At 68.9% G+C, this 16,025-nt stretch carries 12 protein-coding genes; 7 read left to right on the forward strand and 5 right to left on the reverse strand.

Annotated elements, in window-relative coordinates:
• The first annotated feature begins 46 nt into the window (after positions 1-46).
• On the forward strand, positions 47-2,671 hold the full coding sequence (gene clpB / locus KRR26_RS29545; RefSeq protein ID WP_217081432.1) for an ATP-dependent chaperone ClpB: 2,625 nt from the start codon (positions 47-49) through the stop codon (positions 2,669-2,671).
• A 72-nt stretch (positions 2,672-2,743) separates the two neighbouring features.
• On the opposite strand, the gene purU is transcribed toward clpB, so the two are convergent.
• Positions 2,744-3,610 (reverse strand): formyltetrahydrofolate deformylase, encoded by an 867-nt coding sequence (purU, locus tag KRR26_RS29550; RefSeq protein ID WP_120208344.1) that lies wholly within the window; start codon positions 3,608-3,610, stop codon positions 2,744-2,746.
• Positions 3,611-3,775: 165 nt separating this feature from the next.
• Here purU and KRR26_RS29555 point away from each other — a divergent pair, with 165 nt between their 5' ends.
• Complete coding sequence (locus tag KRR26_RS29555; protein ID WP_147423016.1) at positions 3,776-4,192, forward strand: DUF4126 domain-containing protein; 417 nt, start codon at positions 3,776-3,778, stop codon at positions 4,190-4,192.
• Between the two features lie 46 nt (positions 4,193-4,238).
• Here KRR26_RS29555 and KRR26_RS29560 read toward each other — a convergent pair whose 3' ends face one another.
• The 4 genes from KRR26_RS29560 to KRR26_RS29575 form a co-directional block, all read right to left on the reverse strand.
• Positions 4,239-5,573, reverse strand: coding sequence for a pseudouridine synthase (locus tag KRR26_RS29560; protein WP_328707235.1), 1,335 nt, complete (start codon positions 5,571-5,573; stop codon positions 4,239-4,241).
• A 235-nt stretch (positions 5,574-5,808) separates the two neighbouring features.
• The gene (locus tag KRR26_RS29565; RefSeq protein ID WP_158611532.1) at positions 5,809-7,644 is read right to left on the reverse strand and encodes an SBBP repeat-containing protein; all 1,836 of its coding nucleotides are present in this window, start codon (positions 7,642-7,644) and stop codon (positions 5,809-5,811) included.
• Positions 7,645-7,828: 184 nt separating this feature from the next.
• A complete protein-coding gene (locus KRR26_RS37710; RefSeq protein ID WP_217081433.1) occupies positions 7,829-9,706 on the reverse strand; it encodes an SBBP repeat-containing protein in 1,878 nt (625 codons plus the stop codon).
• 102 nt (positions 9,707-9,808) lie between these two features.
• Entirely contained in the window at positions 9,809-10,234 is a 426-nt protein-coding gene (locus KRR26_RS29575; RefSeq protein WP_120208334.1) for an arginine repressor, read from the reverse strand.
• Positions 10,235-10,414: 180 nt separating this feature from the next.
• Here KRR26_RS29575 and KRR26_RS29580 point away from each other — a divergent pair, with 180 nt between their 5' ends.
• From KRR26_RS29580 to argG, 5 genes are read left to right on the forward strand one after another with little or no spacing between them, the layout of a single operon-like run.
• The gene (locus KRR26_RS29580; RefSeq protein ID WP_120208332.1) at positions 10,415-11,419 is read left to right on the forward strand and encodes an N-acetylornithine carbamoyltransferase; all 1,005 of its coding nucleotides are present in this window, start codon (positions 10,415-10,417) and stop codon (positions 11,417-11,419) included.
• A gap of 55 nt (positions 11,420-11,474) precedes the next feature.
• On the forward strand, positions 11,475-12,404 hold the full coding sequence (argB, locus tag KRR26_RS29585) for an acetylglutamate kinase (protein ID WP_120208330.1): 930 nt from the start codon (positions 11,475-11,477) through the stop codon (positions 12,402-12,404).
• Positions 12,401-13,462 (forward strand): M20/M25/M40 family metallo-hydrolase, encoded by a 1,062-nt coding sequence (locus KRR26_RS29590; protein ID WP_120208328.1) that lies wholly within the window; start codon positions 12,401-12,403, stop codon positions 13,460-13,462. Before argB ends, KRR26_RS29590 begins: the two co-directional genes overlap by 4 nt.
• Positions 13,455-14,804, forward strand: a complete 1,350-nt coding sequence (gene argH, locus KRR26_RS29595) for an argininosuccinate lyase (protein ID WP_217081434.1) — start codon at positions 13,455-13,457, stop codon at positions 14,802-14,804. The genes KRR26_RS29590 and argH overlap by 8 nt, the downstream gene beginning before the upstream one ends.
• A 30-nt stretch (positions 14,805-14,834) precedes the next feature.
• Positions 14,835-16,025, forward strand: a complete 1,191-nt coding sequence (gene argG / locus KRR26_RS29600) for an argininosuccinate synthase (protein WP_217081435.1) — start codon at positions 14,835-14,837, stop codon at positions 16,023-16,025.

Raw genomic sequence — 16,025 nt, forward strand, 5'->3', positions numbered from 1 at the left:
CCCGGCGCTGGCTTGCCAAGGGGGGGCCTGCCCTTACGTTGAAGCCATGCGACTCGACAAATACACGGTAAAGGCGCAAGAGGCGATCCAGGAGGGTCAGGCCCTCGCGCGGCGAGCGGACAACCCCACCTACGAGCCCGAGCATCTGGCCACCGCGCTGCTCAGCCAGAAGGACGGCATCGTCGAGCCGCTGCTGCGCAAGATTGGCGCGGACGTGAAGCTGTTCGCGGCCCGGTTGGGCGAGGCCCTCGGCAAGCTGCCGAAGCTCCAGGGCGGCGAGGGCGCCACGCTCAGCCAGCGCCTCATGAAGACCTTCGACAAGGCCGAGGACGAGGCCAAGTCGCTGAAGGACGAGTTCGTCTCCTCCGAGCACCTGCTCCTCGCGCTCACCAGCGACAAGGGCGCCACCGGCGAGGTGATGAAGTCCTCGGGCGTGACGCGGGAGCGCGTGCTGGCGGGCCTCAAGGAGGTCCGCGGCTCGGCGCGCGTCACCAGCCAGGACGCGGAGTCCACGTACCAGGCGCTGGAGAAGTACGGGCGCGACCTGACCGAGGCCGCGCGGGCCGGCAAGTTGGATCCGGTGATTGGCCGCGACGAGGAGATCCGCCGCTGCATCCAGGTCCTCAGCCGGCGCACCAAGAACAACCCCGTCCTCATCGGTGAGCCGGGCGTGGGCAAGACGGCCATCGCTGAGGGGCTCGCGCGGCGCATCGTGGATGGCGACGTCCCCGAGGGCCTGAAGAACAAGCGCCTCATCACCCTGGACCTGGGCTCCATGGTCGCGGGCGCCAAGTTCCGCGGCGAGTTCGAGGAGCGCCTCAAGGCCGTCCTGAAGGAAGTGGCGGACGCGGCCGGGGAGATCATCCTCTTCATCGACGAGATGCACACGCTCGTGGGCGCCGGGAAGGCCGAGGGCGCCATGGACGCCGGCAACATGCTCAAGCCAGCGCTGGCGCGCGGCGAGCTGCACTGCATTGGCGCCACCACGCTGGACGAGTACCGCAAGTACATCGAGAAGGACGCCGCGCTCGAGCGCCGCTTCCAGCCCGTGTACGTGGGCGAGCCCAGCGTGCACGACACCATCAGCATCCTGCGTGGCCTCAAGGAGCGCTACGAGGTGCACCACGGCGTGCGCATCCAGGACAGCGCGCTCGTGGCCGCCGCCACGCTGAGCCACCGCTACATCGCGGACCGGTTCCTGCCGGACAAGGCCATCGACCTGGTCGACGAGGCCTCCAGCCGACTGCGCATCGAGATCGACTCCATGCCCACGGAGATCGACGACATCCGCCGGAAGATCACCCAGCTCGAGATTGAGCGGGAGGGCCTGCGCAAGGAGACCGATCCCCACTCGAAGGAGCGGCTGGGGCAGATTGAGAAGGAGCTGGCTAACCTCAACGAGAAGTTCAACTCGCTCAAGGTGCACTGGGATGAGGAGAAGAAGGCCATTGGCGCCATCCGCTCCGCGAAGGAGAAGCTGGAGAAGGCGCGCAATGATCAGGCGGCCGCCGAGCGACAGGGCGACCTGAACCGCGCCGCGGAGCTGAAGTTCGGCGTCACGCCTCAGCTCGAGAAGGAGCTGAACACCCAGAACGAGAAGCTGGCCGAGCTGCAGAAGAACCAGAAGTTCCTCAAGGAAGAGGTGGACGCGGAGGACATCGCCGAGGTCGTGGCGAAGTGGACGGGAATCCCCGTCTCGCGCCTCATGGAGGGCGAGGTCCAGAAGCTGGTCCACATGGAGGACCGGCTCGCGAACCGCGTGATTGGGCAGCGCAGCGCCATCGAGGCGGTGTCCAATGCCGTGCGCCGCGCGCGCAGCGGCTTGCAAGACCCCAACCGTCCCATCGGCTCGTTCATCTTCCTGGGCCCCACGGGCGTGGGGAAGACGGAGACGGCCAAGGCCCTGGCGGAGTTCCTCTTCGACGACGACAGCGCCATGGTGCGCATCGACATGTCCGAGTACATGGAGAAGCACTCCGTGGCCCGGCTCGTCGGCGCGCCCCCGGGTTACGTGGGCTACGAGGAGGGCGGACAGCTCACCGAGGCCGTGCGGCGGCGGCCCTACACCGTGGTGCTCTTCGATGAGATCGAGAAGGCCCACCACGACGTCTTCAACATCCTGCTCCAGATTCTCGACGAGGGCCGGCTGACGGACAGCCAGGGCCGCACGGTGGACTTCCGCAACACGGTGCTCATCCTCACGTCGAACCTGGGCTCGCAGGCCATCCAGGAAGGCATGTCCGGCAAGGACACGCTGACGGAGCTGGCCCGCAACGAGGTGATGGAGGCGCTGCGCAGCCACTTCCGCCCGGAGTTCCTCAACCGCGTGGACGAAATCGTCATCTTCGAGCCGCTGCGCAAGTCGGACATCTACCGCATCGTCGACATCCAGCTCGGCAAGCTCCAGAAGCTCCTGGCCGACAAGCGGCTCACGCTGGAGCTGACGGAGAAGGCGCGCGAGTTCCTCGCGGACCGGGGCTACGACCCCACCTACGGCGCCCGGCCGCTCAAGAGGGCCGTGCAGAAGTACCTGTTGGATCCGCTCGCGCTCAAGGTCCTCAACGGCGACTTCGCGCCGGGTGACCACATCCAGGCCGATGCGAGCACGGATGGAATCACCTTCGCCAAGGTGCTGGTGGACTCCGCGAAGAACGTGAAGCGCCCGGCCTGACGCAGCGCTCGCGTCACGGAAGGAACAGGGCCCGGAACCCCGTGGGGTTTCGGGCCCTTCGCGTCTCGTGCGTCAGCGGAACACGACGGTCTTGTGGCCGTTGAGCAGGATGCGGTGCTGGACGAACCACGTCACCGCGCGGGCGAGCACGACGCATTCCACGTCGCGGCCCAGCGCGGTCAGCTCGTCGGCGGTCATGGTGTGGTCCACGCGCTCCACGCCCTGCTCGATGATGGGTCCCTCGTCCAGGTCGCTCGTCACGAAGTGCGCGGTGGCGCCGATGAGCTTCACGCCTCGGTCGTGCGCCTGCTGGTAGGGACGCGCGCCCTTGAAGCTGGGCAGGAACGAGTGGTGGATGTTGATGAGCCGGCCGCGCAGCGCCTCGCAGGTCTCGGGCGAGAGGATTTGCATGTAGCGCGCGAGCACCACCAGGTCGATGCGGTGCTCCCGCACCAACTCCATCAGCCGCGCCTCTTGCTGCGCCTTGGTGGCGGCGGTGACGGGCAGGTGGTGGAACGGGACGTTGTGGGACGCCGCCAGTTGGTAGAAGTCCATGTGGTTGGACACGATGGCGGGGATGTCCACCGGCAGGATGCCGCTGCGGTAGCGATACAGCAGGTCGTTCAGGCAGTGGCCAATCTTCGACACGAGGATGAGCACGCGCGGCTTCACCGCGGCTTCGTGCAAGTGCCACGTCATGGCGAAGCGCTCGGCGAGCGGTGCGAAGGCGCGGCTCAGCGCGGCGTGATCGCGGCGCGCATGCTCATCCGCGAAGTGCACGCGCATGAAGAACAGGCCCGTCTGGTGATCGCCGTACTGGGCGCTGTCGAGGATGTTGCAGTCGTGCTCGGCGAGGAACCCCGAGACGGCGTGGACGAGGCCACGGCGGTCCGGGCAGGAGAGCGTGAGGGTGTATTCCGGGGGCGTTTCAGTCGTCATGGGGCAGTCTCGCTGACACTACCTCATGACATCCGGGCTGGCGCCCGCCTGCTCGCCATGGGGTCCCCTGTGCGGACCTCACGCCCTACCCTGCTGTCGAGGGGGAGCGAGCGCATGCACACACGCGAGGCACTGAGGGCCACCGGGTTTGGAGTCATCGCGGGGATGCGATCGCTTTCCGCGCCCGCATTCCTGGAGCACCGGCTCGCACGGCATGAGCACCTCGGCTGGAGGTGGGGCCGGGCGAGCAAGACACGCCGGGTGGCGCGGCTCCTCACGACCCTGGCGGCAGGAGAGCTCGTCGTGGACAAGCTCCCCTTCGCGCCGCCGAGGATTGCGCCTCCCGCGCTCGCCGGACGACTGGCCTCGGGGGCCTTCACCGGGGCGACGCTGGCGCGGGCGAAGCGACAGCCCGTGCTTGCCTTTGCCGTCATGGGCGGACTCGCGGCGCTCGCCTCGTCGTTCGCGTTCTATGGGTTGCGCCAGCTCGCCACGCAGCGACTGCGGGTGCCGGATGTCGTCGCCGCGCTGTTCGAAGACGGGCTCACCTTGCTCGCGGGCAGTCGCCTCGCGATGGGCTGAGACAGGCCGGACACGCACGAACACAGACAGTCGTCACCGGGGCGCATCAGTCAAAGGGCAGCGGGCTGTCGAACGTGAGGCGCGCGCCCGTGTGGGGATGACGAAAGGACAGCGCATCCACGTGCTGGCTGGTTCGCGCGTCTGCCGCGCCTCGCGAACCGAGCGGCCACGCCTTGAGGCCGTGCTCATCCGCCCGTTGCACGTGTCCCCAGTCCTTCGCGGAGACGTGCGCCTCTTGAAGCGCGAACTGACGCATGAGCGCGGCGTGCGTCTGGGCGTCCTTGCTCACCACCATGAGACCCGAGGACTCGGGCTCCAAGCGTCTCGCGAAGTGTGGCGTCACGACCGGCGGCGAGCGTTGACGCAGCCGCGTCAGCACGGAGTCGCGCTCGCGCGCGTGGCGGTTCGGCGAACAGGGCAGGCCCGCGGGCTTCTCCAGCACGAGCAACCACGAATCCTCGAAGAGGAACCGCAGCGCCGCGGGGGCACCACGCTCGACCGGGGGCGCGGGCTCGGCGTCCAGGCCTTGGAGCATGAAGGGTAGGACGTCCCCGCACTTGGCTCGGCACGCGGGATAGAACGCCCCTTCGCGCCGGTCTCCTGACGCGGGCGCGCCCCCCCACCAGAACTCCGCGAACGCGACGGGCCTCAACCCAAGCCCATACGCCGCGCCGAGGAGCTTGGGCGCCGCGCAGTCGCCCGCGCCACCCGGGGGCGCGAGCGGCGCATACATCGCGTCCAACGTCTGTTGCTCCCCGCGCGCATTGCGAAAGACATACGTCCGAGCATTGCGCCGCCACAGCTCCCGCGAGAACTCGGCCCGAGCCCTCGCGACCGTCTCGCGCCGCACGGCCAGCGCACGCAGGGCCTCCCGTATCCGCTCCGCATCCGAAGCGCGGCCATCCGCCCGCTGTCGCGAGGCAGCCACCCCGCGGGCGGCCTCCAGCCAAGACAGGCGTTCGCGCAGGGCCGTCACCTCGGGGCCGTGGGTCAACTCCGCATACCGCGCCGACAGCAGCGCCAACGTGGCGTCCCCTGTCTCCCACAGCGCCTCGCGCGCTACCGCGTCGAAGAGCGGCGGCACGTACCCCGCGATCCACCAACGCTCCGCGAGCATCCCCGAAAAAGCACGCAGATGGCCGAGACGTCCATCTGGCGAGGCGACCACCAACACCCCGAACATCTTCCCCTGCCCTGCCCCTGCCAGAACTCGGGCTTCCACTGCCGGCGCGATGACGCCGCGACGCAACTCGCGCTGAAGCGCCTCGGCCGCTCGCCGCGCCAGGGGATGCGGCGCGTCCTCACGGAACGGGCTGGGCAGCCGCACCGGCACCTCGCCCGGAGCGGGCTGGGGCTCGAAGTACGTCACGAGTTCCGACACTGCGCACTCACTCCCACGCCCCAGCGCCTTCAGGGCCACCCACCGCGGCGCTCCTCGCGCCACCCAGGACACGTTCCCGCGGACTCTCGACGACCGCGGGTGTCCCCGCAACCTGCACCTGGAAGCAAGCAGAACGTCGGCTCGGGGTGACGCTTGCCCGGTCTGCGGGCACACCACAAAAACATCAGCCCCGACGCGCCAGGACCGGCCACGTCGGGGCTCCCCCCAGGGAATCTCAGTGAGGCGGAAGCTTCATGACGTAGCCGTCCGGGTTGCCCTTGATCGTGTTGCCGCCGTAGTCCCCGTACAGATAGCCCGCCATGTAGAAGTTCCCGGCCTCGTCAATCGACATGCCCATGTTGAAGACGCGCTGGTCGACACCGCCCTTGGTCGCCGGCGGCTGCTGGGAGAACCACTGGATGTTGCCCGCGGTATCGAACTTCGCGATGAACGGATGCTGCTCCGTGCCCGTGCTCGCGGAATTGGACACGTCCCCGACGCCCGAACCCGACACGTACACGCCGCTGGCATCGATGAAGAGCGCGTTGCCAAAAGTACCGCTCGCCGAACCGAACTGCCGGGTCCACTGCTTCACGCCCGCCGTATCGTACTTCGCGAGGAAGGTGGTCTGGCGATAGCCCGTCGGGTTGCCATCAATGGGGCCGTTCACATACCCCACGAGATAGATATTGCCCGCAGCGTCCAGTGCCGACCCATAGATCGAGGCAACCGCTCCACCCGGCGCGCTGTTCTGACGCGTCCACTGCTTCACGCCCGCAGCGTTGTACTTCACGACAAAGAAGTCCTGTCCGCCCACGCGCGTGTTGCCATCCAAGCCACCCGTGGTCCAGCCCGAGACGAACACGTTGCCCGCGGCATCCGCGGAGGCGCGGCGGCCGATGGTGTCCTGGCTCGTCGCACCCACCTGCCGGGTCCATTGCTTGTTGCCCGAGGCGTCATACTTCGTCACGAACGCGTCGTAGCGGCCCGTGCGAACGTTCCCATCCAGCCCCGCGTCGGTGGAGCCCACCACGAACGCGTTGTCCGAGCCATCCACGGCCACGCCATAGCCTTCGGTAGAATACCCCGACACGCCGAGCTGCCGCGTCCACTGACGCACGCCCGTGTAGCGGTACTTCGTGAGGAAGAAGTCGCGCCCCCCCGAGGAGGCGGTCCCGTCCAGCGAGCCGTCCGTGAGGCCCGCGACGTAGATCTGCTCGTAGGTGCTGTTGCGCGCGATGCCGTAGCCCACCGTGGCGCCATTCGTGACACCAAACTGCGCGGCGAAAATCTTGGCGCCGCTGGAGTTGTACGCATTCAGGAAGCCGTCCATGGCGCTTACGGCGGGGTTCCCCTCCAGCCCCACGTTCGTCATGCCCGTCACATAGGTGCGCCCGGCCAGGTCTCCCACCAGGTCGTGCTGACGCGTGAAGCCATCCGGCGCCCCCTGCGTCTTCACCCACAACGCGTTGACGGTCGTGGGGGCACAGCCAATCAGCTCCAGCGTTCCCATGGAGATGACGACGATGCCCGCCCGGGTGTCGTTGTCATCCGAGATGTTGATGCGGAACTTGCGATACGTCGCGGGCGTGGAGAGCGTGAACACGCGCCGCTCGCCGCCGCCCCAGCTCACCTGGTTCGTCCGCGTATCGAGCACCACCCAGGCGCTGCCGTTCCAGCCCTCGAAGGTCCAGTTCTTCGGCGCGCGGGTGGTGATGCTCCCGTTGCTGTATTGAATGGCATACGACTGGACCGTGCGCGGTCCATCCACCCACTCATACGCCAGCCACGCTGGCGTCTGGTTCTCCTGGGAGATCCACATCGAAGGAATGCTCGAGTCGAACGCCTGCCACGCCGGATAGCCCGTGCTGAAGTCTCCCGAGGCCGTCACGATGCCCGAGGGCGAGGTCGCGCTCGTCATCGCAGGGACCATCGTGACACCACACAGAGATTGAGCGCTGGAGCCCGTCTCATCCGTGGCCCCTTCCACGGGTGAGTCCGCGCCCTGGCAACCCGGCAGGGCCAACACGCCCATGGCTCCCGCCAGAAACAAGTTCTTGAATGACTTCATGACTGACATGTGTTCCCCCTGGGTAAGGCATGTGCAACGTGCACACGGCGGGGAATACACAGAACTCCCTCGAGAGGGCGGGACGATGTGACGAACCCGCCCTCCCGAGTGACGAACCGCGCGAATCCTGATGCGAAACTCCACCCGGGGCACGCTGCGTGCCCGCACCCGTGGGGTTTCCGCGCTACTGCGGGGACAACTTCACGAGGACCGTGTCCGTGGACCCCTTCAGCGTGTTACCGCCGTAGTTCCCCATCGTGCTGCCCGCCAGGTAGTAATTCCCGTTCGGGTCGATGGCCGCGCCATAGCACCGCACGCCCACCGCGGAGCCATTCCGGAAGGCGGTGTCCTGCTGAGACACCCACTGCAAGACACCCGCCGCATCAAAGCGGGCAAGGAAGGAATGCTGCTCCGTTCCCGTGCTCGACGGGACGGTCACGTCCCCCTTCGCGTCGCCCGCCAGGAAGACGCCCGAGGAATTGGCAACCACCGCGTTGCCATACGCGCCGCCATTGGAGCCCAGCTGCCGGACCCACTGCAGGACACCCGCGCTGGTGTACTGCGCCAGGAACGCCGTGGTCCGGCCTCCCACCGAGTTCCCCGGCAGGTCGCCGTTGGAGTAGCCCGACAGATAGAGATTGCCGGCCGGGTCCATCGTGGAGGCCAACAGCGTGACGCCGCTCCCCGCGGACACGTAGAACTGACGCGTCCACTGCTTCACGCCCGCCGCGTCGTACTTGATGACAAAGACACTCCAGCCAGTCGCCGTCGAGTTGCCATCCAAGGCGCCGTTCGTGGTGCCCGACACGTAGACATTGCCCGCGCTGTCCGTGACGACGCCCTTGCCCGTGGTGCTCGCCCCCGCGAGGCCCGTCTGCCGCGTCCACAGCTTGTTGCCCGCGGCATCGAACTTCGTGACGAAGACATCCGACATTCCCGCCCGCACGTTTCCGTCCAGGCCCGCGTCGACATCCCCCATGATGAAGGAGTTATCCGAGGCGTCCGTGGCCACGGTGTACCCGTAGGTCGAGCCACCCGCGACCCCCACCAACCGGGTCCACTGATACACGCCCGCGGCGGAGTACTTCGTGACGAATGCATTGCGCGGACCGGGCATCGGAACCCCACCCAGCGCGCCGTCCGCCCAGCCGCTCACGTAGACAGTATTGGACACGCGATTGAAGGCCACCCCCATGCCCGCGGTCATGACGCCGGGCACGCCGAGGACCCGAGACCATTGCGTCACCCCGCTCGCGTCCGACACGCTCAGGAAGGTATCGAGCGTGCCGACCGCCGCGTTGCCTTCAATCCCCACCGTCGACATGCCCACGGCGTACGTGCGCCCGTTGCCATCTGCCGCGAGGGCGCGCGTCTCCGAGTAGCCGTTGTTCGAGCCCTGCGTCTTCGTCCACAGGGGCGAGGTCGTGGTGGGCGCGCAGCTGAGCAACTCCAACCGCCCGATGGAGATGACCACCACGCCCGCGCGGGTGTCATTGTCATCCGAGATGTTCAGCCGATACTTCCGATAGGAGCCGGGCGAGGTCACCTGGAACTCGCGCCGCTCGGCGCCGCCCCAATTGATTTGATTGCTGCGCGTGTCGAGCACCAACCACGCGCTCCCGTTCCATCCCTCGAACGTCCAGTCCTTCGGCGCTCGGGTGGTGATGGAGCCATTGCTGTACTGAATGGCATACCGATGGACGACCTGTGGCCCGTCCGTCCACTCATAGGCAAGCCACGCCGGAGTCTGGTTCTCCTGAGAGAGCCACATCGTGGGGAAGCTCGAGTCGAAGGCCTGCCAGGCTTCGTAGCTCGAGCTGAACACGCCCGAGCGACTGACGATTCCCGTGGGCGTGGTGTTTCCCGTCATGACGGGAGCCACGGAGGACCCGCACAGCGCCTGCGCGCTCGTGTTCAGCAACTCCTCACCGCCTGGCTCGGACGACGCCTCGCCCTGACACCCCGGCAATGACAATGCAACCACCGCGCCCGCCAGAAACAGCCGCTTCAACGTCTGAATGACTTCCACGATGCCCCCTTGAAATGCCTGTGCGGAATGCACGTGGGCTCTCTTAGGGGCCACACCTCCGGTGCATAAGCCGGAAGTGTCGAAGTCTCCGCCGCGCGGGGCGAAGCGCGCTGGCGTTGGGACGAGACTCCCCTTTCAGGGACCTTGCGTGGTCAGCCGCTCTACCGCGGCGCGGACCTCGCGCAGCAGCGACGGGTCTCTCACCGCCACGAAGATGGTGTCGTCGCCCGCCACCGTACCCGCCAACCCCGGCAGTTCCTGCTCCCGGTCCAAGGCGAGCGCGAAGATCTGCGCGTACCCAGGCGCGGTCTTGAGCACCAGCATGTTCGGCGGCGCTTCGATGATGGACACCCGCGGGCGCTCGGGCACCCGTGCCACCGGCGCCTCCACCCGCTGATAGCGCCCGTTCACCTTCTGCACGTTCAGCTTCTTCAGCCGCCGGGACAGCGTGGACTGGCTCGGTTCGTGGCCGCCCGCCTCCAGCAGCTCCTGCAGCACGGACTGGTCCGTGATTTCACGCTCGGAGATGAGCCGGAGGATCGCGTCGTCCAGGTTCTTCATACCCCCTCACCATGCATGCGAGTGAATACGCGTGCAAGCCGCTGCATAGCCTCCCCAGAATCTTCTTGCGCGCCGCGCCGTTGTGCATAATATCCGCCCGAATTCGTCATTTATGCACGAGATTGCGTGCATATTCACAATATTCCAGCCACTGACCGGCCCCGCCGGGGAGCGCAACCGATGAAGCATGTCACCCGCATCCTGGACCTGGGCCCCGAGGGCGTCGAAGCGGTGCTGGCGCAGGCCGCCGCCTGGAAGCAGCAGGACCCCGGCGCCATCTTCGCGGGGAAGCTCCTGGGCATGGTGTTCTTCAACCCGTCGCTGCGCACGCGCACCTCGTTCGAGGCGGTGATGCTGCGCGCGGGTGGGCACGCCATCGTCCTGGATGTGGGCTCCGGCGTGTGGAAGCTGGAGGACCGGCCGGGCGCGGTGATGAACGCGGACCGCGCGGAGCACATCAAGGAGGCGGCGCCGGTGCTGTCGCGCTTCGTGAACATGCTCGGCGTGCGCACGTTCTCCCAGGGCGGCGGTGACGCGGAGGACGAGGTGGATCCGGTCATCAACGCCTTCCGCAAGTGGGCGACGGTGCCGGTGGTGAGCATGGAGTCCGCGCGCGAGCACCCGTGCCAGGGCCTGGCGGACGTGCTCACGCTGCGCGAGACGTTCGGCACCACGCGCAAGCTGCCGGTGACGCTGACCTGGGCGCCGCACATCAAGCCGCTGCCCAAGGCGGTGCCCAACTCGTTCCTGCTGTCAGCCGCGGCCGCGGGCTGCGAGGTGCGCGTGGCGCACCCTCCCGGGTTCGAGCTGCACCCGGCCGTGCGGGCCGAGGCCGAGGCCTACGCCAAGGCGACGGGCGGTAGCATCACGTACACGCACGACCAGGAGGAGGCGCTCGCGGGCAGCCGCGCGGTGTACGCCAAGTCCTGGGGCCCCAGCGCCGAGTCGGCCTTCACGCCGGCGGACGTGGCCACGCTGCTCGCGTCGTACTCGGGCTGGATGCCCACGCGTCGGCACATGGCCCAGGCGGCCAAGGACGCGGCCTTCCTGCATTGCCTGCCGGTGCGCCGCAACGTGGAGGTGTCCGACGAGGTGCTCGACCATCCGAGCAGCCGCGTCGTGGACGAGGCGGGCAACCGCTACCACGTGCAGCGCGCCCTCCTGAACTGGATGCGGTTCGCCTGAGCGCGCGCCGTTCCCCTTCCCTTCCTTCTCAGCCTTCAGCCTTCCGAGGTCCTCCGTGCCCCTGTCACCCGATCCCTACGCCGCCCTTCGCCACGCCGCGCGCTATGTGCGGCAGTTCCGCCGCAAGACGTTCGTGGTGAAGCTGGGAGGCCCCGTGCTCAGCGACCCGCGCACCCGGCGCGCGGTGTGCGAGCAGATCGCCCTCCTGTGGACGTTCGCCATCCGGCCCGTGGTGGTGCACGGCGGCGGCCCGGAGCTGGACTCGCTCTGCGACGCGCTCCACCTGCCGGTGGAGAAGGTGGCCGGCCGGCGCGTGACGTCCGCGCCCGTGCTGGACGCCGCGAAGATGGTGCTCGCGGGCAAGCTGCACACGGACCTGCTCGCGGACCTGCAGGCGGCGGGCGTGCCCGCGGTGGGCCTGAGCGGCGTGGACGCGGGACTCCTCAAGGCGCGCAAGCGTCCGCCCGTCCTCGTGACGGAGCCGGGCTCCACCGAGGGCCGGGTGGTGGACTACGGACTGGTGGGTGACATCGAGTCGGTGGACACGCGCGTGGTGGAGCACCTGCGGCAGGCGGACTACGTCCCCGTGGTGGCCCCGCTGTCGGGCGGTCCGGACGGCGCCGTGTACAACACCAACGCGGACACCGTGGCGGCCTCGCTCGCCGTGGCGCTCAATGCGGAGAAGCTGTTCTTCCTCGTGCAGGTGCCGGGCCTCCTGAAGGACCACACGGATCCGTCCTCGCTCATCACCCTGGCGACCCTGGCCGACCTGGCGTCGCTCGAGGTCGAAGGCCGGCTCGCCGGCGGCATGCGCCCCAAGGCCCACGCCATCCGTCACGCGCTCGTGGGCGGCGTGGGCAGCGTGCACCTGGTCAGCGGCATGCAGTCGGACGCGCTCTTGGAGGAGGTCTTCACCAACGAGGGCAGCGGCACGATGGTGGTGCGCGAGCACCCGCAGAAGCACGGCGAGGCGGCGCAGGGATGAAGCCGGAAGAGCTCCTCACCGCGCTGGTGGCCACGCCCAGCGTCTCGGGCGATGAGGCCCGGCTGGCGGACACCGTCAGCACCTGGGCCGAGGGCTGGGGTGCGCGCGTGCACCGCCAGGGCCACAACGTGTGGTTCTCGGTGGGGAGCGGGCCGCGGCGGCTGCTCGTCAACTCCCACCTGGACACGGTGAAGCCGTGCGCTGGGTGGAGCACGGAGCCGCACGTGCCCGTGTGGAAGGACGACGCGCTGTACGGCCTGGGCGCCAATGACGCCAAGGGCTGCGTGGCCTCCATGCTGCTCACGGCGCGGACCTTCCTCAGCGAAGGCGCGCCCGCGGGCGGCGAGCTGGTGTTCGCCTTCACCGCCGAGGAGGAGACGGGCGGCAAGGGCCTGGGCACGATGCTGTCCGAGTTGGGACCGCTCGACGCGGCGGTGGTGGGCGAGCCCACGGGGCTCAAGCCCTGCACGGCGCAGCGAGGCATGTTGCTGCTCAAGTGCGTGGCCCACGGGAGGAGCGGCCACGTGGCGCACGCGCACGCCAACGGCGCGGACAACGCCATCCACCGCGCGGCGCGAGACATCCACGTCCTGTCCGAGCTGCGCTTCCCCGCGCACGAGCTGCTGGGCGAGGCACGGCCGCAGGTGACGCAGGTGTCCGGCGGCATCTCTCGCAATCAAGTGCCGGACCAGTGCGAGTTCTTCGTGGACCTGCGCACCACGCCGGGCATGGACCACGCGCAGGTGGCACAGCATGTAGCAGGGGTGCTGGAGAGCGACGTGCGCGTGCACTCGGCGCGCTACCTGCCCAAGTCCACCTCGGCCTCCGAGGCCATCGTCCGCGCGGCCGTGACGGCCTCGGGCGTGGGCCCGGTGGGCTCCAGCACCGCGTCCGACTGGGCCTTCCTGGGCAGCGTGCCCACGGTGAAGGTGGGCCCGGGAGACACGCACCGCAGCCATCAGGCCAATGAGTTCCTCACGCGCGCGGAGCTGGAGGCGGGCATCGCCTTCTATGGCTCGCTCCTGCGCGGTTACTTCGCGGAGGTGAGCCGTGGCTGACACGCTCTGGGGCAAGGGGCAGCCGCTCGACGCGGCCATCCACCGCTTCACCGTGGGGGATGACCCCATCGTGGACCTGTCGCTGGTGCCGCACGACGCACTGGGCAGCGCCGCGCACGCGCGCATGCTGGCGCACGTGGGGCTGCTCAAGCCGTCCGAGGCCGCGGACCTCGTGGCCGCGCTGCACCAACTCCACGACGAGGCGCGCGCGGGTCAGTTCACCATCCTCCCCGAGCAGGAGGATGGGCACACCGCGCTGGAGGTCGCGCTGGTGGTGCGCGCGGGCGAGGCCGGCAAGCGCATCCATCTGGCGCGCTCGCGGAATGATCAGGTGCTGCTCGCCCTGCGGCTGCTGATGCGCGAGGAGCTGCTCACGCTGGGCGCGCGCGTGGCGGAGCTGGCCGGCGCGTTCCTGGACTTCGCCGAGGCGCACGCGGCCCTGCCGCTGCCGGGCTACACGCACCTGCGCCGGGCCATGCCGTCCACGTTCGGGCTGTGGGCCATGGCCTTCGCGGAGGGGCTGCTCGAGGAGCTGGAGGCGCTCAAGGGCGTGTGGTCGCGATTGGATCGCTGCCCGCTCGGCGCGGCGGCGGGCTTCGGCGTGCCGCTGCCCATCGACCGCAAGTACGTCGCGTCGCTGCTCGGCTTCTCGCGCGTGCAGCGCAGCCCCATCGACGCGCAGGACAGCCGAGGCCGGCACGAGTCCGCGCTGCTGGGCTGGGCCTGCTCCGTGGCGGGCACGCTGGAGAAGTGGCTGTGGGACGTGCAGCTCTACAGCATGGACGAGTTCGGCTTCCTCAAGCTGCCGGACGCGTTCACCACGGGCTCGTCCATCATGCCGCAGAAGAAGAACCCGGACGTGGTGGAGCTGGCGCGCGGGCGCTGCCGCGAGCTGCGCGGGCTGGCGCACCAGGTGGAGGCCGTGGCGGGCGGGCTGCCGTCCAGCTACCACCGCGACTTCCAGCTCCTCAAGCGCCCCACCCTGTCCGCGCTCACCAGCATGCGCGCGCTGGTGGAGGTGCTCACCCGGCTGGTGCCCGCGCTCCAGGTGCAGCCGGAGGCCGCCGCGCGCGCGTGCGACGACTCGCTGTACGCCGCCCACCACGCGTACGTGCTGGTGGCCCAGGGTCTTCCGTTCCGCGATGCCTACCGCGAGGTGGGCCGTCAGCTCGGCGAGGGCACGTTCCACCCCGACCGGCAGGCCCTCACGGCCACACACCTGGGCGGCGCCGGAAACCTCGCCGTGGCCTCCGCGCGCGAGGAGCTGACCGCCTCGCGCGAGTGGCTCACCCGTCTTCACGCCTCGCTCGCGGAGTCCGCCGCGCGCGTCTGGTCCGCCTGAACCCTTTTTGATTCATCCGAGGAGTACCCCATGAGCAAGAAACCCGTGGTGCTGGCGTTCTCCGGCGGCCTCGATACCGCCTTCTGCACTGTGTACCTGCGCGAGCAGGGCCACGACGTCACCACCGTCACCGTGGACACGGGGGGCTTCCCGGCCGAGCAGCTCGCGCGCATCGAGGCGCTGTCGAAGCAGCTGGGCGCCGTGGCGCACCAGACGGTGGACGCGCGCGCCACGTTGTTCCAGGGCTACCTGCGCCACCTCATCGCCGGCAACGTGCTGCGCGGCCAGCTCTACCCTCTGAGCGTCTCCGCCGAGCGCGCGTGCCAGGCGGTGGAGGTGGTGCGCGTGGCCCGCGAGCGCGGCGCGCAGGCGCTGGCCCACGGCAGCACGGGCGCGGGGAATGATCAGGTCCGCTTCGACGTGGCGTTCCGCTCGCTGGCGCCGGAGCTTCAGCTCATCACCCCCATCCGCGAGCTGTCGCTCAGCCGTCAGCAGGAGCTGAACTTCCTGGCCGAGCGCGGCGTGCACATGCCGCCCAAGCTGGGCTCGTACTCGGTCAACGAGGGCATGTGGGGCACGTCCGTGGGCGGGCGCGAGACGCTCGATTCGTGGAGCACGCTGCCCGAGGCCGCGTTCCCCGGCGGCGAGATTCCGGGCGACCTGAAGCCGCGCCCGCTGGTCATCGCCTTCGACAAGGGCGTGCCCGTGGCGCTGGACGGCCAGTCGCTGTCGCCCGTGCAGGTGGTGGAGGCGCTCAACGCGCTGGGCAAGCCGTATGGCATCGGCCGGGGCGTGCACCTGGGCGACACCATCCTGGGCATCAAGGGCCGCGTCGGCTTCGAGGCCCCGGCCGCGCACCTGCTCATCACCGCGCACCGCGAGCTGGAGAAGCTGGTCCTCTCCGGCAAGCAGCTCTTCTGGAAGGAGTCGATGGGCAACCTGTACGGCTCGCTGCTCCACGAGGGCCACTTCTTCGATCCGCTGGTGAAGGACCTGGAGGCGTTCCTCGCGTCGTCGCAGGAGCGCGTGACGGGCGAGGTGAAGCTGGTGCTCCACCCGCGCACCATGGTGGTGGAGGGCGTGCGTTCGCCCTACTCGCTCATGGACGCGAAGGTGGCGACGTACGGCGAGGCCAACGTGCTGTGGACGGGCGCCGAGGCCGCGGGCTTCGCGAAGCTCTACGGCGTGGCGCAGATGCTCTCTCACAAGGCGGCGAAGTGA

The organism is Citreicoccus inhibens (assembly GCF_019039035.1).
In the GTDB taxonomy this organism is placed as follows: Bacteria; Myxococcota; Myxococcia; order Myxococcales; family Myxococcaceae; genus Citreicoccus; species Citreicoccus inhibens.

Bases quoted from the DNA above. Each gene is read 5' to 3' on its own strand.
- KRR26_RS29575 (WP_120208334.1), bottom strand. From the start codon at position 10,234: ATGAAGAACCTGGACGACGCGATCCTCCGGCTCATCTCCGAGCGTGAA.
- KRR26_RS29580 (WP_120208332.1), top strand. From the start codon at position 10,415: ATGAAGCATGTCACCCGCATCCTGGACCTGGGCCCCGAGGGCGTCGAA.
- purU (WP_120208344.1), bottom strand. From the start codon at position 3,610: ATGACGACTGAAACGCCCCCGGAATACACCCTCACGCTCTCCTGCCCG.
- argG (WP_217081435.1), top strand. From the start codon at position 14,835: ATGAGCAAGAAACCCGTGGTGCTGGCGTTCTCCGGCGGCCTCGATACC.
- KRR26_RS29565 (WP_158611532.1), bottom strand. From the start codon at position 7,644: ATGAAGTCATTCAAGAACTTGTTTCTGGCGGGAGCCATGGGCGTGTTG.
- clpB (WP_217081432.1), top strand. From the start codon at position 47: ATGCGACTCGACAAATACACGGTAAAGGCGCAAGAGGCGATCCAGGAG.
- KRR26_RS29555 (WP_147423016.1), top strand. From the start codon at position 3,776: ATGCGATCGCTTTCCGCGCCCGCATTCCTGGAGCACCGGCTCGCACGG.
- KRR26_RS29590 (WP_120208328.1), top strand. From the start codon at position 12,401: ATGAAGCCGGAAGAGCTCCTCACCGCGCTGGTGGCCACGCCCAGCGTC.